The organism is Streptomyces sp. BK208, assembly GCF_004364245.1.
In the GTDB taxonomy this organism is placed as follows: domain Bacteria; phylum Actinomycetota; class Actinomycetes; order Streptomycetales; family Streptomycetaceae; genus Streptomyces.
In genome coordinates this window covers 60,796-78,779 of sequence record NZ_SOAV01000012.1, presented here as the reverse complement: position 1 = coordinate 78,779, position 17,984 = coordinate 60,796, and the positions used below count along the sequence as shown (strand labels likewise).

General features: G+C 74.4%; 11 protein-coding genes and 1 pseudogene. 6 read left to right on the top strand and 6 right to left on the bottom strand.

The genetic code is table 11. The features are described 5' to 3' along the window. Positions 1-62 precede the first annotated feature (62 nt). Positions 63-1,880: a glycoside hydrolase family 18 protein gene (locus EV562_RS26735; protein ID WP_133889427.1), complete on the top strand. Its 1,818-nt coding sequence runs from the start codon at positions 63-65 to the stop codon at positions 1,878-1,880. Here EV562_RS26735 and EV562_RS26730 read toward each other — a convergent pair. From EV562_RS26730 to gabT, 3 genes and pseudogenes are all read right to left on the bottom strand, one after another. Beyond that, a complete protein-coding gene (locus tag EV562_RS26730; protein WP_166662007.1) occupies positions 1,819-2,532 on the bottom strand; it encodes a phosphatase PAP2 family protein in 714 nt (237 codons plus the stop codon). The genes EV562_RS26735 and EV562_RS26730 overlap by 62 nt on opposite strands. Positions 2,533-2,746: 214 nt before the next feature. After that, positions 2,747-2,916: pseudogene (locus EV562_RS35710) on the bottom strand (phosphoesterase); the annotation flags it as partial. Between the two features lie 156 nt (positions 2,917-3,072). Then, positions 3,073-4,407: a 4-aminobutyrate--2-oxoglutarate transaminase gene (gene gabT, locus EV562_RS26720; protein WP_133889425.1), complete on the bottom strand. Its 1,335-nt coding sequence runs from the start codon at positions 4,405-4,407 to the stop codon at positions 3,073-3,075. A 295-nt stretch (positions 4,408-4,702) separates the two neighbouring features. On the opposite strand from gabT, the gene EV562_RS26715 reads away from it, so the two are divergent. The 3 genes from EV562_RS26715 (at position 4,703) to EV562_RS26705 (ending at position 10,614) form a co-directional block, all read left to right on the top strand. After that, positions 4,703-6,829 carry an ATP-binding protein gene (locus tag EV562_RS26715; RefSeq protein WP_133889424.1) on the top strand — a complete coding sequence of 709 codons (2,127 nt, stop codon included), beginning with the start codon at positions 4,703-4,705 and terminating at the stop codon, positions 6,827-6,829. Positions 6,830-7,200: 371 nt separating this feature from the next. Beyond that, positions 7,201-8,859 carry a PucR family transcriptional regulator gene (locus EV562_RS26710; protein WP_133889423.1) on the top strand — a complete coding sequence of 553 codons (1,659 nt, stop codon included), beginning with the start codon at positions 7,201-7,203 and terminating at the stop codon, positions 8,857-8,859. A 309-nt stretch (positions 8,860-9,168) separates the two neighbouring features. After that, positions 9,169-10,614 (top strand): aldehyde dehydrogenase family protein, encoded by a 1,446-nt coding sequence (locus EV562_RS26705; protein WP_133889422.1) that lies wholly within the window; start codon positions 9,169-9,171, stop codon positions 10,612-10,614. Between the two features lie 58 nt (positions 10,615-10,672). On the opposite strand, the gene EV562_RS26700 is transcribed toward EV562_RS26705, so the two are convergent. Together EV562_RS26700 and EV562_RS26695 are read right to left on the bottom strand one after the other, a co-directional pair. Further along, on the bottom strand, positions 10,673-11,851 hold the full coding sequence (locus tag EV562_RS26700) for a glycosyltransferase family 4 protein (RefSeq protein ID WP_133889421.1): 1,179 nt from the start codon (positions 11,849-11,851) through the stop codon (positions 10,673-10,675). Then, a complete protein-coding gene (locus EV562_RS26695) occupies positions 11,848-12,975 on the bottom strand; it encodes a glycosyltransferase 87 family protein (protein WP_243860196.1) in 1,128 nt (375 codons plus the stop codon). The genes EV562_RS26700 and EV562_RS26695 overlap by 4 nt, the downstream gene beginning before the upstream one ends. A gap of 145 nt (positions 12,976-13,120) precedes the next feature. Between EV562_RS26695 and EV562_RS26690 the strand changes: the two genes are divergently transcribed. Both EV562_RS26690 and EV562_RS26685 read left to right on the top strand, forming a co-directional pair. Further along, positions 13,121-14,335 (top strand): sensor histidine kinase, encoded by a 1,215-nt coding sequence (locus tag EV562_RS26690; RefSeq protein ID WP_133889419.1) that lies wholly within the window; start codon positions 13,121-13,123, stop codon positions 14,333-14,335. After that, positions 14,332-15,042, top strand: coding sequence for a response regulator transcription factor (locus EV562_RS26685; RefSeq protein ID WP_133889418.1), 711 nt, complete (start codon positions 14,332-14,334; stop codon positions 15,040-15,042). Before EV562_RS26690 ends, EV562_RS26685 begins: the two co-directional genes overlap by 4 nt. 47 nt (positions 15,043-15,089) lie before the next feature. Here the strand turns inward: EV562_RS26685 and EV562_RS26680 are convergent, their stop codons facing one another. After that, on the bottom strand, positions 15,090-17,960 hold the full coding sequence (locus EV562_RS26680) for a glycoside hydrolase family 3 C-terminal domain-containing protein (protein ID WP_133889417.1): 2,871 nt from the start codon (positions 17,958-17,960) through the stop codon (positions 15,090-15,092). Positions 17,961-17,984 lie beyond the last annotated feature (24 nt).

The following is a 17,984-nucleotide window of genomic DNA, read 5'->3' as shown; positions in this document are numbered from 1 at the left end:
TTGGTCTGGACCAAGTTGGGCGCGCTCCGTCCTCCCCATCTCCCCCATGTCCGGAGGCACTTGTGGAACGCGCCAGACCCCTCGCCCGTCGCCCGCTCGTCACGCTGCTCACCGCGGCGGCCCTCGCCGCCTCCGGCCTGACCGCGCTCACGTCGGCCGCCCGTGCGGCCGACGCGGACCTGGCCCGCAACGGCGGCTTCGAGTCCGCGCTCGACGGCTGGACCTGTACGGCGGGCACGACCGTCACCTCGCCCGTCCACAGCGGCACCGCCGCCCTGAAGGCCACCCCCGCAGGCGCCGACAACGCCCGCTGCTCCCAGACGGTGTCCGTGAAACCGGACGCGCAGTACACGCTCTCCGGCTACGTCCGGGGCACCTACGTCTACCTCGGCGCGAGCGGCACCGGCACCACCGACGTCTCCACCTGGGCCCAGTCCGCCCCCGACTGGCAGCGGCTGACGACCACCTTCCGCACCGGCCCGTCGACCACCGAGGTCACGGTCTACACCCACGGCTGGTACGGCACCGGCGCCTACCACGCCGACGACATCTCCCTGACCGGCCCGGGCGGCGGGACCGGCCAGCCCCCGGCGGCTCCCGGCGGTCTCAAGGCCGGCGCGGTGACCTCCTCCAGCGTCGCCCTGTCCTGGTCACCCGTGACGGGCGCGACGGGCTACGCCGTCTACCGCGACGGCGCCAAGGCCGGCACGGTCACCGGCACCTCCACCACCGTGACCGGCCTGACCCCCTCGACCGCCTACTCCTTCCAGGTCGCCGCGGTCAACGAAGCGGGTGAGTCCGCGCGTTCGGCCACCGTCACCGCGACCACCGCCCGGCGCCCCGACGACGGCGGCGGCTCCCCGGGCCTCCCGGCGCACGCCCTGGTCGGCTACCTGCACGCCGGCTTCGCCAACGGCTCCGGCTACACCCGCATGGCCGACGTGCCCGACAGCTGGGACGTCATCGACCTGGCCTTCGGCGAACCCACCTCGGTCACCTCGGGGGACATCCGCTTCGAGCGCTGCCCGGTCACCGAGTGCCCGAACGTGGAGAGCGACGCCGAGTTCAAGGCCGCGATCAAGGCCAAGCAGGCGGCCGGCAAGAAGGTGCTGATCTCCATCGGCGGCCAGAACGGCCAGGTGCAGCTCACCACCGCCGCCGCCCGCGACAGGTTCGTCTCCTCCGTCTCCGCCATCATCGACGAGTACGGCCTGGACGGACTCGACATCGACTTCGAGGGCCACTCGCTCTCCCTGAACGCCGACGACACCGACTTCAAGAACCCGAAGACCCCCGTCGTCGTCAACCTCATCTCCGCCGTGAAGTCCCTGAAGGCCAGGTACGGCGCCGGCTTCGTGCTGACCATGGCGCCCGAGACATTCTTCGTCCAGCTCGGTTACCAGTACTACGGCACCGGCAAGTGGGGCGGCCAGGACCCGCGCGCGGGGGCCTACCTGCCGGTCATCCACGCCCTGCGCGACGACCTGACCCTGCTGCACGTCCAGGACTACAACTCGGGCTCCATCATGGGCCTCGACAACCAGTACCACTCCATGGGCGGCGCGGACTTCCACATCGCCATGACCGACATGCTGCTCACCGGCTTCCCGGTCGCGGGCGACGCGAACAACGTCTTCCCGCCCCTGCGCCCCGACCAGGTCGCGATCGGCATGCCCGCCTCCACCCAGGCGGGCAACGGCCACGTCTCCCCGGCCGAGGTCACCAAGGCGCTGAACTGCCTGACCAGGAAGACCGACTGCGGCTCGTACGCGCCCCACGGCACCTGGCCCGCGCTGCGCGGCCTGATGACGTGGTCGATCAACTGGGACCGCTACGCGAACTGGGAGTTCCAGAAGAACTTCGACGCGTACTTCGGCTGACGCCCGCCGGACCCGGGCCCACCGCGAGGGCGACCCCGGCCAGCAGCACCGCCCCCAGGCACCAGCTGGCCAGCACGTCCAGCGGCCAGTGGTAGCCCCGCCGCACCAGGCCGTAGGAGGTGCCGAGGACCAGTACGGCGCACAGCGGGACCAGCGCCCGGCGTACGGCCGGCGCACGCAGCCGCCCGAGCAGCAGCAGCGTCGCCGCGCCGTACGCGACGACCGCCGTGGCGGTGTGGCCGGAGGGGTAGTAGCCGGTCGCCGGCGGCACCGCCGGGGTGCCGGGGCGGTCGGTCCACTCCTTCAGCGGCGCGACCAGAGCCGGGACCAGCACCATCGCCAGGGCCCCGGCCAGGGGCGGCAGCCACCAGCGGTCCGCACCCGCGGCGCGGCCCCGCCACGCCGTGTACGCCAGCGCCACCACGAGGACGGGCACGGCCACCTGCACATTGCCCAGGTCGGACAGCAGCTCGGAGAACCGGTCGGGGTGGACGAGCCGCGCGCTCAGCCGCTCGTCCACGCCGACCAGCGGGCCGTCGGCGACGACCTGCCAGGTGATCAGCGCGAAGAGGAGCACGGGAAGCGCGACGAGGGCGGACCGCGCGCGAAGAGCGAGGGCGGACCGTGCGCGGGGAGGGGCGGAGACCGGCATGACGCCCAGCTTCGCAGGCCCGCCGTCGCGCAGTCGCACCGGCCGTGACCGCCGTACGGACGGCACGGGGCAGCCCGCCCGCATCACCGGGGAGGAACCACACGAGGGATCACGAGAGGAGACCGGAGGTGAGACACCGAAGGGCCGGCACAAGGGGGGGAGTGTGTCGGCCCTTCGGTGAACCACCGTCCCGAGTGCCGAGGCGGCCGTCCTGATCGGAACGCCGCGCGCCCCGGGGGGTTTGGGGCGGGCGACCGTCCGATCGGTGAGGAAGCCGGAACCCGCGGGCTCCGGTTGTGTGCGCGAGGCACGACCAGGTCGAAGCTGGGGAAGCCCCGCCTGATGATCCGCCCACAGTCCCCTGTGGGCGGGTCCATCTCTCATCTGCGTAGAACCTACGACAGGGGGTGCGCTCAGGACAGGGGCATCGGCGTCCTGACATCCACCTCGCACACGTTCTTCACACGCTCCGCCGTTCACTGCGCCAGGCGTGCGAAGCGCGGCTCAGATGCGCGTTCGGATCCTCGCGCACCCGCCCGCTCAGAGGGCGGCGAAGGCCTGCTCGATGATGTCGAGGCCCTCGTTGAGCAGGTCGTCCCCGATGACCAGCGGGGGCAGGAAGCGCAGCACGTTGCCGTACGTGCCGCAGGTCAGCACCAGCAGGCCCTCGGCGTGGCAGGCCTTGGCCAGCGCGGCGGTCGCCGCCGGGTTCGGCTTCTTGGTGGCACGGTCCTCGACCAGTTCGATCGCGATCATCGCGCCGCGGCCCCGGACGTCGCCGATGATGTCGAACTTCTCGGCCATGGCGCCCAGGCGGGCCTTCATGACCGCCTCGATGTGCTTCGCGCGGGCGTTGAGGTCCAGCTCCTTCATCGTCTCGATGGCACCGAGCGCGCCCGCGCAGGCCACCGGGTTGCCGCCGTAGGTGCCGCCGAGGCCACCGGAGTGCGCGGCGTCCATGATCTCCGCGCGGCCGGTGACCGCGGACAGCGGCAGACCGCCCGCGATGCCCTTCGCCGTGGTGATCAGGTCCGGGACGATGCCCTCGTCCTCACAGGCGAACCACTGGCCGGTACGGCAGAAGCCGGACTGGATCTCGTCCGCGACGAAGACGATGCCGTTGTCGGAGGCGAACTCGCGGATCGCGGGCAGGAAGCCCTTGGCCGGCTCGATGAAGCCGCCCTCGCCGAGCACCGGCTCGATGATGATCGCGGCCACGTTCTCGGCACCGACCTGCTTGGTGATCTGGTCGATCGCCTGGGCGGCGGCCTCCGGACCGGCGTTGTCCGCACCGGTCGGCCAGCGGTAGCCGTAGGCGACCGGCACCCGGTAGACCTCCGGCGCGAACGGTCCGAAGCCGTGCTTGTACGGCATGTTCTTCGCGGTCAGCGCCATCGTCAGGTTGGTCCGGCCGTGGTACCCGTGGTCGAAGACGACCACGGCCGGCCGCTTGGTGTACGCACGGGCGATCTTGACGGCGTTCTCGACGGCCTCGGCGCCACTGTTGAACAGCGCCGACTTCTTCGCGTGGTCGCCCGGCGTCAGCTCGGCCAGCGCCTCGGCGACGGCGACGTAGCCCTCGTACGGCGTGACCATGAAGCAGGTGTGGGTGAAGTCGGCGAGCTGCGCGGACGCCTTGCGTACGACGGCCTCGGCGGAGGCGCCGACGGAGGTCACCGCGATGCCGGAACCGAAGTCGATCAGGCGGTTGCCGTCGACGTCCTCGATGACACCGCCACCGGCGCGCGCGACGAAGACCGGCAGCGTGGAGCCCACACCCTGCGCGACCACGGCCGTACGGCGGGCCTGCAGCTCCTGCGACTTCGGGCCGGGAATGGCGGTGACGACGCGGCGCTCCTGCGGAAGTGCGGTCATGGGGGGCTCCTGGGGTCGTGCCGGATCCGCGGGGCCTGGTGGACCTGCGGGATCCGCGGGATCTTACGGACGCTTGCCTTCTTTTCTCGCAGGCTAAAACCGGCGGCGTGGGGTGGGCATGCTCCATGTGGGCGTTGTCCGGACAGCCGGTTGTCCGACATGGACAGGTGCCGGGAACGGTGGCATCCGGACACGTCGGCGCGGGCCCGGCCGCGTAAACGGTGAACTCCCCAGGGGAGCGCGTTAGATTGGCTCGCTGATGGTGGACGGAGCGGCAGGTCAGGGGGCAAGGGCGATGGACGGCGACGGCGACCGGGACGCACGGGGCACGCACGCGAATCCGGTGCCGCGTCCGGCGGGGCCGCCCGAGGTGCCCCCACGGGCGCCCACGGTGCCGCCGCGGCCGACGCGGGCACCGGGCACCTCGGACGGCTCCGCCTTCCTGACCTGGCTGCGCACCCCGCGCCCGCAGGCCCTGCCCGGCGTGTGGCGCTTCGGGCACCGGCCGCGGCCCGAGGAAGAGCCCGAGCGGGTCCCGGGCAGGCAGCTGCTGAGCGGCGCGGTGATCGCGTTCCTGGTCGGCTGGCTGATCTGGTCGCTGCTGTGGAACGGATACCTGGGCGGCTGGTGGCTGCTGCCCCTCTTCGCGATGATCCCGGACTCCTGGGCGGAGCCCCACAGCTTCTCCTCCGTCGTGGTCGTCTACGCCTACTACGTCCTGGTCGCCGGCATCATCATGGTCGGCGTCGGCCGGCTCGGCCGCTGGAGCGAGATCTGGCGGCGCTACGGCCCGCCCGCCTGGCGCGGCGCCGCCCCCGGAGCCGTCCCCCAGCCCGCCCCCGACGAGGACCCCGCCGCCTGGCCCGCGCTCCGCGCCGCCGGTGCCCACGACGCGGCGGAGCGGCTCGCCGCCGACGCCCGCTCGGGGCTCATGCGGGACGTCGACCACGCCCGCATCGCCCGCGCCTGGCAGGGCGTGCAGCGCGGACGGCACAGCCTCGCCACCTTCACGGGCGCCGTGCTCAGCCACGGCGCCGGTGCCTGCCCGCACCCCTCCGGCGCCCGCGACCTGCCCGTCCGGCAGGCCCGGCACGACCTCGTCACCGGCCAGGTGCGCATCGGCACGGCCGCCGACGACGCCCGCAACCCCTACGCCTACCGCGGGGCCGGCCTCGCCCTCGGTCCCGATCTGCTCGGCACCTCCCTGCTCGCCGTCGGCCCCGCGGGCTCCGGCAAGACCGGCAGCCTGGTGCGGCCGCTCACCGAGTCGCTGTGCCTGCACGCGCTCGCCGGGCGGGCCGCGGTCGTCGTGGTCGGCGCGGCGGGATCGGACCTCGGCCCGGCCGACGCCTACGACGTGGTCGTACGGATCGGCAACCCGGAATCCGTCTACGACCTGGACCTGTACGGCGGCACGACCGACCCGGACGAGGCCGCCGTCGTGCTCGCGGAAGCCCTGGTCGGCGACCTCACCGACCAGCACCAGGGCGGCGACACCCGCCGGTCCACGACCGTCCTCGCCCAGCTGCTCGGCCCCTTCCGCGCGGTCCACGGCCGCTTCCCCGGCGTGCCGGAACTGCGGCAGCTGCTGGACGGCGCGGCCGGACCGCTGGCCGAGCTGCGCGAGGGACTGCGCGCGGCCGGACAGGAGTCCCTGCTGCGGGAGCTGGACGCGCGCGAGCGGCAGATGGGACGGCCCGGCGACGTCGGCGGCGTCCTGGCCGACCGGGTGGCGCTCCTGGACCGCCCCGCCTTCGCCCCGTTCTTCGACACCTCCGGGCAGTCGCGGCCCTTCTCCCTCAAGGCCCTCGACCACCCGGTGCGGGTCCGCATCGACCTGCCCCAGCGCGGCCACGCCGACGCCTCCCGGATGCTGGCGCGGCTGGTGCTCGCCCAGTTCACGGCCAGTGTCTCGGTGCGGGAGGACCGGTCGCTGTTCGCCTGCCTGGTGCTGGACGACGCCAGCGGCGTGGTGACGCCGGAGGCGGTACGGGCGGTGCAGCGGCTGCGCTCGGCCGGCGCCGGTGTGGTGCTGACCCTGCGCACCCTGGACGACGTGCCGCGCCCGTTGCGCGGGCCGCTGCTCGGTGCCATCGGGTGCCGGATGGCCCTGTCCGGGCTCACCCCCTGGGACGGGCAGGACTTCGCCGAGGTGTGGGGCAAGGAGTGGACCGAGGCCCGCGACGTCACCGACCGCCAGATCATCGCCGAGACCCCGGCGGGCAAGGCCGTGCACATACTCCGCCGGGTGATCACCGGAAAGGCGCCCACCGCGCGCGCGGTGACCGTCCGGCAGGTCGAGCGGGAACGCTGGTCGGCCTCCGAGCTGGCCCACGCCGTACCGGCCGGGCACGCCGTGCTGTCGCTGACCAGCGTCAAGGGCGAGCACGCGCCGCCGCTGCTGGTGGACCTGCGCGGGTGAGGAGCGCGGGTTCGGGCGGCTTCCCGGACGCCGGACGGGCGGCGGGCCCGCGCGGGTGATCCACGGTTCGGGCGGACGACGCATCCGCCGGCTCCGGGCGGGCGACGTACTCGCCGGCTCCGGGCGGGCGACGTATCCGCTCGTTCAGGGCGGGCGACGCAGCCGGGCGAGTGGCCCCTCGGTCCCCGGGCGGGCAGCCGGGGACCGTACAGTGAGGCAGAATCGACACAGGCCGTTCATACGCGGCGGCCAAAAGATCACAGCGGCTCCACACCACGCCACGCCACACCGCTCCACCGCCACCACCTGCCACCGCCCGCCCTCACGCGCAGCCTCCCCGCCCCTGACGCAGACCCGAAGGCCCAGGCCCCATGCCCCCGACGCTCGCCTCGCTCGTCCACCACTCGGCGCTCAAGCTGACCGTGCGCGCCGGCGAGGACCGCCTCGACGTGCCGGTGCGCTGGGCCCATGTCAGCGAACTCGCCGACCCCGTGCCCTACATGGAGGGCGGGGAACTGCTGCTGATCACCGCCCTCAAGCTGGACGCCGAGGACCCCGAGGTGATGCACCGGTACGTGAAGCGGCTGGCGGGCGCCGGAGTGATCGGCCTCGGATTCGCCGTCGGGGTCAACTACGACGACGTCCCCGAGGCTCTGGTGAACGCGGCCCGCAAGGAAGGGCTGCCGCTCCTGGAGGTGCCGCGGCGCACCCCCTTCCTCGCCATCAGCAAGGCCGTCTCCGCCGCCATCGCCGCCGACCAGTACCGCGCCGTCACCGCGGGCTTCGCCGCCCAGCGCGAGCTGACCCGGCGGGCCCTGGCCGACGGTCCGGAGGGCCTGCTGGCCGCGCTCGCCGCGCAGGTCGACGGCTGGGCGGCGCTGTACGACGCGTCGGGCGCCGTCGTCGCCACCGCACCGGAGTGGGCGGGCCGCAGGGCGGCCCGGCTCACGGCGGACGTACAGCGGCTGCGCGAGCGTCCCGCCCCGGCCTCCTCCGTGGTCGGCGGAGGCCACAGCCCCGAGCAGCCCGAGAACGCCGACCGGGTCGAGCTGCACTCCCTGGGCACCTCCCGCAGGCCCCGCTCCGCGCTCGCCGTCGGTACGGCCGCCGCCCCCGGCACCGCCGAGCGGTACGCCGTCCACTCCGCCATCGCCCTGCTGACCCTCACCACGGAGCGTTCCCGCTCCCTGCACGAGGCCGGGCTGCGCATCGACAGGGCCGTACTGCGCATGCTGCTGGCCGGTGAACCCGACCACGCGCGGACGGTCGCCGGCGACCTGTACGGCGGGCTGCTGGACGCGCCGTTCCGGATCATCGTCGCCGAGTCGGCGGGGACCAGGGCCAGGAACGGCACGGCCGCCCAGGCCACCGGAGACCAGGGCGGCGACACCGGCGGCGACCCGCTCGGCGCCCTCGACGCGCTCGCCGAGGCGGCGGAGTCCGCCGCGGCCCGGGCCGGCGAGGCGGTTCTGGTGGTCCCCGAGGGCGAACGCCTGGTGGTGCTGGCCACCGACGGGGGCGCGGCCGTCGCCGCCTGCGTCGAGCACGCCTCGGCGCTGGAGGCCGGCCGCCCGGCGCCCGAGCCCCGCACCGGCGGCGACGAGGAGAGCCTGGTCGTCGGACTGTCGGCACCGTCCGGGCCCATCGCCGCGACCACCGCCTACAAGCAGGCCGAGCAGGCCCTGTCGGTGGCTCGCCGACGTGGCCGGGTCTGCGTGGAGCACGAGCACCTGGCGGCCGGCTCCGTCCTGCCGCTGCTCGCCGACGACGCGGTCCGCGCCTTCGCCGACGGCCTCCTGCGGGCGCTGCGCGACCACGACGCCACCGGCCGCGGCGACCTGGTGGCCTCCCTGCGCGCCTGGCTCTCCCGCCACGGCCAGTGGGACGCGGCCGCCGCCGACCTGGGCGTCCACCGGCACACCCTGCGCTACCGGATGCGCCGGGTGGAGGAGATCCTCGGCCGCTCGCTGGACGACCCGGACGTCCGCATGGAGCTGTGGCTGGCCCTGAAGGCCACGGCATCCGAGTAGTCCCGCCCACCGACCGGGGGAGTCGCGGCCATGCTCACCCTGCGGGTGAGGTCGCGGTCCGGCCCACCTGCCGGGGTGGTCACGGCCCGCTCACCGGCCGGTGAGGTCGAGGCGCCGCCCGCCGACCGGCAAAGTCGCGGCCCGTTCTGCGACCGGTGAGGTCGCGGCCCGCGCACCTGGCCGCCGCGTCGAACACCGTCCCCGCACCACTACACGCCGGACAAACGCCCGCTGCCCCGCCCCGCCCTACCGTGGAGCCCGCACCGTGCACACCACTCCACCTCAACGCGGAAGGGCCGGGACTCGACAATGACTTCCACCCACGCCTTCTGGCTCGCCGGCCGCCAGGCCACCGGCGAGTCCGGCTTCGACGTCACCTCCCCCTGGGACGGCAGCACCGTCGGCACGGTGAGCCTCCCCACCGACGCCCAGGTCGAAGAGGCCGTGGCCGCCGCGTACGCCGTACGGGACGAGTTCGCCGCCACCCCCGCCCACGTGCGGGCCGCCGCCCTCGACCACGTCAGCCGCCGCCTGGTGGAGCGCACCGAGGAGATCGCCCGGCTGATCTCCGCCGAGAACGGCAAGCCGGTCAAGTGGGCCCGCGGCGAGGTCGGCCGCGCGGTGTCGGTCTTCCGCTTCGCCGCCGAGGAGGCCCGCCGCTTCAACGGCGGTGAGGCCCAGCGCCTGGACACCGACGCCGGCGGTCAGGGCCGCCTCGCCCTCACCCGCCGCTTCCCGAAGGGCGTCGTCCTCGGCATCGCGCCCTTCAACTTCCCGCTCAACCTCTGCGCCCACAAGATCGCCCCCGCGATCGCCGCCGGCGCGCCCATCGTCCTCAAGCCCGCCCCCGCCACCCCCCTGTCCGGCCTGATCCTCGGCGAGCTCCTCGCCGAGACCGAGCTGCCCGCCGGCTCCTGGAGCATCCTCCCGGTGCCCAACGACCGCATGCCCGCCCTGGTCCAGGACGAGCGCCTTCCGGTCATCTCCTTCACCGGCTCCGAGACGGTCGGTTACGCGATCATGGACTCGGTGCCCCGCAAGCACTGCACGCTGGAGCTGGGCGGCAACGGCGCGGCCGTCGTCCTCGCCGACTGGGCGAGCGACGAGGACCTGGACCGGGCCGCGGCGCGCATCGCGACCTTCTCCAACTACCAGGGCGGCCAGTCCTGCATCTCGGTGCAGCGTGTGATCGCCGACGCCGCCGTCTACGACCGGCTGCTGCCGCGCATCGTCGCCGCCGTCGAGGCCCAGGTCACCGGCGACCCGAACGACGACGCGACGGACGTCGGCCCGCTGGTCAGCGAGGCCGCCGCCGAGCGGGTGGAGTCCTGGGTCGACGAGGCCGTCGCCGCGGGCGCGAAGCTCCTCACCGGTGGCAAGCGCGACGGGGCCTCCTACGCCCCGACCGTCCTCACCGACCTGCCCGCCGGCACCACCCTCGCCCGCGAGGAGGTCTTCGGCCCCGTCCTCAGCGTGCAGAGGGTGACCGGCGAGGCCGAGGCGTTCGCCGCCGTCAACGACTCCAAGTACGGCCTCCAGGCAGGCGTGTTCACCCACGACCTCCAGACCGCCTTCCGCGCCCACCGCGCCCTGGAGGTCGGCGGCGTGGTCATCGGCGACGTCCCCTCCTACCGCGCCGACCAGATGCCCTACGGCGGTGCCAAGCAGTCCGGCGTCGGCCGCGAGGGCGTCAGGTTCGCGATGGACGACTACACCTACGAGCGCGTGCTGGTCCTGACGGACCTCGCGCTCTGATCCCTCCCCACCCGTCGCCGAGCCGTGCCTTCGGGACAGCGGCTCGGCGACTCTCCTGTCAGGGGCCGAGCGACCTCGGGCCGGCTGCCAGCAGGTCCCGCAGCGTCGCGTACGAGTGGTCCCAGGACCATGCCGTACGCACCCAGTCGCGGCCCCGGCCGCCCATGGCGCGGGCGAGACGGGGACTGCGCAGGAGCCTGATCAGCCGGTCCGCCGTCGCCGCCACCGAGCGGCCGTCGACGACGTGCCCCGTCTCGCCGTCCCGCACCGCGTCCGGAGCGCCGCCCGAGTCACCCGCGACGACCGGCAGCCCGGACGCGGCGGCCTCCAGGTACACGATCCCGAGGCCCTCCACCTCGAGACCGGCCCTGCGCGTGCGGCAAGGCATCGCGAAGACGTCGGCGGCGGCGTAGAAGGACGGCAGCGCGTGGTGGGCGTGGCCGCCGGCGAAGAAGACCGCGTCCATGACGCCCTCGCGCAACGCCAGCTGCCGGAGCCCGGCCGCGTAGGGGCCGTCGCCGACCAGGAGCAGTACGGCGTCCGGGATCGCCCTGCGCACCCAGGGCAGCGCTCTGATCAGGGTGTCCTGGCCCTTGCGCGGGATCAGCCTGGCCGTGCACAGGATCACGGGGCGGTGGCCCAGGCCGTACCCGGTCCTGATCCGGGTGCCGTCGGCGCCTGGGTGGAAGGCCTCGGTGTTCACGCCGGGGACGAGGCGGGCGGTCCGGGCGCCCGGGGCGAGGGCCGCCTCGATCGGGCCCCGCGTGCTCTCACCCAGCCAGGTCAGCGTGTCCACCTGCGCGCCGACGCGGCGCAACAGGCCGCGGGTGCCCGGGGTACGGGCCCACCAGACCTCGTGGCCGTGGGTGGTGGCGACGGCGGTGCGGATCCCCGCCGTGCGCCGCAGCCGCCCCGCCATCAGGGCGAGGGGCGCCGCCGCTCCGAACCACACCCGGTCGCAGCCGTACCGGCGGGCCACCGCAGCCGCGTGCGCGGTCGCCCGGGGCGTCGGCAGGAGGGTGCGGGCCGAGTGCCGGACCACCGGGTAGGGGAAGGGCTGCTCGTCCTCGACCGCGGCCGTCGGCGCGGAGGTGAGGACGACCACCTCGTCGGGCGGGAAGCGGTCGGCCAGTTCGCGGACGAAGGTCTCGATGCCGCCCTGCCGGGGAGGGAAGTCGTTGGTGACGATCAGCGTGCGGGCACCGGCACCGGCACCGGCACCGGCGTCGCGCGTCATGCGGAAGTCCTCTCGGCCGGACGGCCGGTGACCTGGGGTCCCCGGTGCGTCGTACGGTGCGCCAGGGCGGCCAGGACCAGCGGGTAGACCAGGTAGCCGAAGCGCGTCGCCGGCATCAGGGCCGTCGCGAGGCCCAGGCCGAGTGCGAGCCGGCCGGCCGCCGCCTCCGGGGTACGCGGAGGGCGTACCGCGAGCGAGACACCGACCAGCAGTGCGCCGACCGTCAGGAGCGAGAGCGCGATCACCGTGCCGCCGGGGACGTGAGCCGCGAGCAGGTGCCCGGGCAGCGGGCTGCCGGCGGGCGAGGCGGTGGCGGTCAGCCCGAGGGGGAAGGCGACGACGTTGCGGAGGAAGCCGGCGGGGTCGGTGAGGGCGAAGGGCAGGACCACCGCCGCCACGGCGCCCAGGCCCACGCCCGCGCACCGCAGCGCGGGCCGGCCGCCCTGCCGTACGGCGACCAGGGCCAGCGCCACCGGCAGGGCGGGCCAGGCGGTCCACTTGAGGGCTGCGGCGGCCCCGAGCGCCAGGCCGGACCTGCCCGGACGCCCCCGCCCCGCCAGCGCCAGACCGAGGCACATCAGGCTGGCCACCGGCAGGTCGACGCCGCCCACCGCGAGGGGCAACGCGACCAGGGGGCACGCGAGCAGCAGCCCGACGCGGCGCAGCCCCGCGGCGACGAGGGACGCGGTGAACACGCCGCCCAGCCACCAGCGGGGGTCTCCGGGCAGCAGTCCGAAGAGCGCCATCCCCGGCAGGTAGGGGTTGAAGTCGCCCACGGTCGCGGGCGTCGTGACGTAGGGGCTGCCGGTGGCGGTCAGCAGCCGCGCCGACCGCTCGACCACGGACACCTCGGACTGTCCGAGCCCCGCCAGCACCATGCCGACGAGCGGCAGCAGGGCGGCCCCCGCCAAGGCCACCGCCCGGGCGGCCGGACGCGGCGCGGACCCCGTCGCCAGTAACGCCGCGAGGGCGTACCCCGCACCGGCCGACCACCCCCACACCTGATGCGCCGCCAGGTCGGACACCGACGCGAAACCCGCCGCCGCCACCGCACACCCGGCCCACGCATACCGTTCGACGGGCCGCCGGGTGGTCGGCGCGACCCGCTCCCCAAAGCTCTTCATCATGTCAGTCGACGTTAGGAATCCGCAGGTCGAAGGGCGTCAACCGAGGCTCCGCACCCGGGAGTCAACCCGTGGTACGACGGCGGCCCGCAGACTCCACCCGGGCGGCGACGCGCGCTCCGGCCCCGATCGGGATCATGGGGGGATGAGTACGTCGCCCCAACAGAGGCTGCGCGACTGGTTCGCGGCGCCCGCCTACCCGTGGATCACCGGCGCCGCCGTGACGGCGGGCGCGGTCGTGGAGCTGGTCGTCGTCCCGGGCGGGGTGACCACCACGGCCGGGGCGCTGCTGTCGGCAGCCTCGCTGATGTGGCGGCGCTCCTTCCCGCCCGTCGCCGTGCTCACGGTCGCGGCGGGGCTGATCGGCTTCGCCGGGGACGTCAACCTGTACGTCTCGATCATGGTGAGCGGGCTGACCGGCTGCTACGCGCTGGGCCGCAACCGGGTGCTGCACCCGGCCCTCACCGTCGCGGGCGGCGCGCTCGGAGCGCTGTGCGTGAACCTGGTGCACATCAACACGTGGTCGCGGATGGACCTGCCGGTGCCCGCGCTGTGGGAGCGGGGGTCGCTCAGCCTGTTCGCCGAGTCCTTCCTGCTGACCGTGGTCCTCTTCGGCGCGGTGATGATGGGCGACGCGGTCCGCTCCCGGGAGGAGACCCGCACCGAACGGTCGCTGGCACAGGCCCAGTTGATAGCGATGGAGCGGCAGCAGGCCGCCGAGGCGGAGCGCGCCGCGATCGCCCGTGAACTGCACGACATCGTCTCGCACTCGGTGTCGATGATCGCGGTCCAGGCCGAGAGTGCCACGTACACCACGCCCGGCCTCACCGCCGAGGCCCGCGACGGCTTCCAGCAGATCGCCGCCACCGCCCGTTCCTCGATGGCGGAACTGCGCCGCCTCCTCGGTGTCCTGCGCACGCCCCGGGGCGACACCGCCCTCACCGCCCCCCAGCCGACCCTCGACCACCTGGTCGAACTGGTCGACCAGCACCGGGCCGTGGGCGGTACGGCCGAGCTGCGGATCACCGGACAGCGGGTGGCGCTGCCCGCCGCGTGGGAGCTGTCCGCCTACCGGATCGCGCAGGAGGCGCTGACCAACGCCCGCAAACACGCCCCCGGCGCCCGTACCGTGGTCGAGGTGGACTACGGCGCCGGCCGGCTGCTCACCCTCCGGGTCCGCGACGACGGTCCCGGTGCCGGGGCCGTCACCGGCCCCGGCTCCCGTCCCGGTACGGGCACGGGGCACGGCCTGACCGGGATGCGGGAGCGGGCGGCCCTGGTCGGGGGCCGGCTCAGCGCCGGGACCGGTCCGGACGGCGGCTTCGTGGTGGAGGCGGTGCTTCCGTGGGGGAGCGGATGAGTGCCGTGGAGCGGGGGGAGGAGGCGCGCGTGATCCGGACACTGGTCGCGGACGACCAGGCGGTCGTCCGCACCGGCTTCGTGAACCTCCTGGGCACCCAGGAGGACATCGAGGTCGTCGCCGAGGCGGAGGACGGGGTGCAGGCGGTGCTGTCGGCCGCCACGACCCGGCCCGACCTCGCGCTCCTGGACATCCGGATGCCGCACAAGAACGGCATCGAGGCGGCCCGCGAGATCCTGACCGCCTCGGGCGGCGCCACCAAGGTCCTGATGCTGACGACCTTCGGCCTCGACGAGTACGTGTACGACGCGCTCGCGGCCGGAGCGGGCGGCTTCCTGCTCAAGGACGCCACCTTCCCCGAACTGCTGCACGCCGTGCGGGTGGTGGCGAGCGGGAACGCCCTGCTGTCGCCCGAGATCACCAAACGGCTGATCGCCGAGTTCGTGCACGCGCGCGGTTCGCGGCTTCCCGTCCCCGCCGCCGGCGACCTGACCGCCCGGGAGACGGAGGTACTGACCCTGATCGCGCGGGGGCTGTCCAACGCGGAGATCGCGGAGCGTCTCACCATCACCGACCACACCGTGAAGACCCACATCAACCGGCTGTTCGCCAAGCTGGGGCTGCGCGACCGGGCCCAGGCCGTGATCGTCGCCTACGAGCTGGGCCTGGTCAGGGCGGGCGGTGAGTCGGGGGCCCGGTACCGGTAGGCACACCGGTGCCGGGCCCCGTCCTCGGGCCGGGCTTCTCCGGACCCTCAACCGGAGAAGCCGACGTGCGCGAGCCGCAGTGAGCCGCGCAGTCCGATGCGGAGGTCGTGGACGCCCTCCGCGGTGAAGGCGCCGTGCAGGTCCACGTAGTCGTACGGGCCGGCCGTGGGCGCGTCCGGTGACAGCAGCGCCGCCGCGGGGCCGCCGTCCAGGGAGAGCTCGACCGTGCCCCCGCCCGCCACCGACACGGTCACCCCGCGGACCCCGGCGCCGAAGTCGCAGTCGCGGTAGAGCAGTTCGCCGGTGGCGTCGGAATCGGGCGTCACCGCGTCGCCCGCCGTCTTGGTGCGGTCGACGATCGCCGTGCCGCTCTGCTCGTCGAAGTCGACCGCCTCCAGACCGTGTTCGCGGACCCGGCGCGGCAGAGCGGGCTCGCCGTCGAGGGTGACGGTCGTCGACAGGCGCACGTCCTCGCTCGAAGCACCCACCAGCAGGGCGTACGGGCCCGGCTCCAGCCGCCACCGGTCCTGCGCGACGTCCCAGAACGCGAGGGCGTACAGCGGGACCTCGAAGGAGACCCGGGCGGACGCGCCGGGGGCGAGCGGGAGCCGGCGGTGGGCCAGCAGCTCGCGGCGCGGGCGCGGGACGGACGGGGCCTCGGCGCGGACGTAGAGCTGGGCCACCTCGTCGGCGGGCGTCTCGCCGGTGTTGGTGACCGTGAAGGACACGGACACCGTCTCGTCCCGCACCCGCGCGGTCAGGTCCGCGTACCCGAAGGACGCGTAGGACAGGCCGTGCCCGAACGGGAACAGCGGCGTCCCCTCGAAGTACAGGTAGGTCTGGCGGCCGCCGATCACGTCGTAGTCGAGCAGCCCGGGCAGGTCGGCGTCGTCGGCGTACCAGGTCTGCGGGAGCCGCCCGGCGGGGGAGACGTCGCCGGCGAGGACCGCGGCCAGCGCGGTGCCGGCCGCCTGACCTCCGTGCGCGGTCCACAGCACCGCGGGGAGCGTGTCCACGTCGACCGCGTACGGGTAGGCGGACACCAGCGCGAGCACGGTCGCCGGGTTGGCCGCGCGGGCCGCGCGCAGCAGCCGCTCCTGATGGCCGGGCAGCCGGAGCGTCGTACGGTCCTCGGTCTCCCGGCCGTTGATGTGCGGGTCGTTACCCGCGACCACCACGACCACGTCCGCCGCGGCCGCCGCCCGGGCCACCGCGTCCTCGCCGCGCTCGGTGACGACCACCTCGAAGACCTCGGGGTCCGCGGCGACGGTGCCGTCCTCGGTGTCCGCGGCAACCTTCACGCCGTCGGCGGCGACCTGGACGAGGCGACCCGTTCCCGTGTGCCTCAGGAGGTGACCGCCCGCATGGGGTTCCAGCCGGAAGGTCTCCTGCACGACCCAGCCGCCGGGCTGGTCGGCGGAGGCGCGCAGGTAGCCGTCCTCGGCGACGGAGAGGTAGCGGCCGTCGGGTGCGCGCAGGGTGAGGACGCCCTCGCCCCAGTCGACGAGCGCCAGTTCGGTCCCGACGGCGTCGGTGGTCAGGGGCGGCAGGTCGGTGCGCCCGGCGAGCAGGGCCGGGTCGAGGGCGCCCTCCGTGCCGTGCGGCCGGGCGGGGGAGTCGTCCGACGGCAGTACGTGCAGGTACGTACCGTCCGTCCGGCGGAGCCTGATGCGGTCCACGCCCTCCGCGAAGCTCACCCGGTCGGCACCGAACCGCTCGTACAGGCCCTCCAGGGGCGTGGAGCGGTGGAGGAGCGTGCCGCTGTACCAGTCGAGCTTGCACTCGTCGGCGAGCAGCCCGACGACGGCCACGTGCGTGTCGGGGGCCAGCGGCAGGACACCGTCGTTCTTCAGCAGGACCACCGCCTGCTCCGCCGACTCCCGTGCGAGCGCCCGGTGTTCCGGCGTGTCGAAGTCGGCTCCGGCGGCGCCCCCGTCGTGCACCGCGTGCGGGTCGTGCTCCGGGTCGAACTCGCCGAGCCGGAAGCGGACCGACAGCTGCCGCCGTACGGCCGCGTCCACGTCCGCCTCCGTCAGCAGACCCTGCTCCAGCGCGCCCCTGACCCGCGCGACGATCTTCGAGGAGTCCGTGCCGTGGTCGGTGAAGCTGTCCACCCCGGCCCGCAGGGCGGCGGCGGTCGCCTCCTCGTGGGTGTCGAAGTAGTGCTCCGAGTCGACCAGGTTGGAGGGGGCACCCGCGTCCGAGCAGACCAGGAGGTCGTCCTCCGTCCAGGCGCGCAGATGACGCCCGAGGTACGGGGAGAGGTGGTTGGGGCGGCCGTTGACCAGGTTGTAGGCCGGCATCACCCCGGCCACCGCGCCCGCCTCGACCGTCTCGCGGAAGGCCCGCAGGTCGTACTCGTGGAGCACGCGCGGGCGGACGGAGGACGAGGTGGTGTCCCGGGCCGTCTCGTTGTTGTGCGCGAGCCAGTGCTTGAGGACGGGCGCGGTGCGCCAGTACGTCGGATGGTTGCCGCGCAGCCCCCGGGTGTACGCGGTGGCGATGGCCGAGGTGAGCTTCGGGTCCTCGGAGTAGCCCTCCTCGTTGCGGCCCCACAGGGGGTGGCGCAGCAGGTTCACGGTCGGGGACCAGACGTTGAGACCCATCCGCTCGTCCCGCGCCCGCATCGCCCGGGCCTCCCTGGACACCGCCTCGCCGACCCGGCGCACAAGGTCCTCGTTCCAGGTGGCGCCGAGCCCGACGGCCTGCGGGAACACGGTCGCCGGGCCCATCCAGGCCACGCCGTGCAGCGCCTCCTGACCGGTGCGGAAGGCGGCGATCCCGAGGCGCTCGACGGCGGGGGCGAACTGGTGCAGGAAGGCGGTCTTCTCGTCGAGCGTGAGCCGCGACATCAGGTCGTCGACGCGCTTCGCGAACGGCAGGTGCGGATCACGGAACGGCGGCGTGGGTGCGGTCACGTGGAAGTCCCCTTGCGATGGAGC

What these genes read in the sequence shown, in the direction of transcription:
- EV562_RS26705 (WP_133889422.1), top strand. Translation starts at nt 9,169, where the DNA reads ATGACTTCCACCCACGCCTTCTGGCTCGCCGGCCGCCAGGCCACCGGC.
- EV562_RS26690 (WP_133889419.1), top strand. Translation starts at nt 13,121, where the DNA reads ATGAGTACGTCGCCCCAACAGAGGCTGCGCGACTGGTTCGCGGCGCCC.
- EV562_RS26695 (WP_243860196.1), bottom strand. Translation starts at nt 12,975, where the DNA reads ATGAAGAGCTTTGGGGAGCGGGTCGCGCCGACCACCCGGCGGCCCGTC.
- EV562_RS26710 (WP_133889423.1), top strand. Translation starts at nt 7,201, where the DNA reads ATGCCCCCGACGCTCGCCTCGCTCGTCCACCACTCGGCGCTCAAGCTG.
- EV562_RS26685 (WP_133889418.1), top strand. Translation starts at nt 14,332, where the DNA reads ATGAGTGCCGTGGAGCGGGGGGAGGAGGCGCGCGTGATCCGGACACTG.
- EV562_RS26715 (WP_133889424.1), top strand. Translation starts at nt 4,703, where the DNA reads ATGGACGGCGACGGCGACCGGGACGCACGGGGCACGCACGCGAATCCG.
- EV562_RS26700 (WP_133889421.1), bottom strand. Translation starts at nt 11,851, where the DNA reads ATGACGCGCGACGCCGGTGCCGGTGCCGGTGCCGGTGCCCGCACGCTG.
- EV562_RS26730 (WP_166662007.1), bottom strand. Translation starts at nt 2,532, where the DNA reads ATGCCGGTCTCCGCCCCTCCCCGCGCACGGTCCGCCCTCGCTCTTCGC.
- gabT (WP_133889425.1), bottom strand. Translation starts at nt 4,407, where the DNA reads ATGACCGCACTTCCGCAGGAGCGCCGCGTCGTCACCGCCATTCCCGGC.